This window comes from Chryseobacterium sp. SIMBA_028 (assembly GCF_046535285.1).
Taxonomy (GTDB): domain Bacteria; phylum Bacteroidota; class Bacteroidia; order Flavobacteriales; family Weeksellaceae; genus Chryseobacterium.
In genome coordinates this window covers 1-260 of the sequence record NZ_JAWRWZ010000454.1, presented here as the reverse complement: position 1 = coordinate 260, position 260 = coordinate 1, and the positions used below count along the sequence as shown (strand labels likewise).

Sequence of the window (260 nt, the reverse complement as noted above, 5' to 3'; positions counted from 1 at the left end):
ATGCGCTCGGCGAAAAGGACAACGGTGAAAAGGCCGTTGCCGATCATGATGCGGTGATCGCCGCCCTCGTTGCCAAGATCCCGGCAGGCGAAAAGCGCCGCTTCCTGCTCGCCGTCGCCAATGCCGATTCCATGAGCCTCCATACGTCCGCATCCTTCACAGGCTCGGTATTCAAGGCCATGGGCCTGACGCCGGCAATCGACTCGACGGATGCGGTCGAGAGCGGCGCCAGCCTTGAGCGTCTGATCGCCGTCAATCCC

General features: G+C 62.7%; 1 protein-coding gene. It reads left to right on the top strand.

The window, feature by feature from the left end; genetic code table 11:
• A partial coding sequence (locus SCA31_RS24095; protein WP_410699518.1) for a hypothetical protein occupies positions 1-260 on the top strand: 260 nt, incomplete at both ends.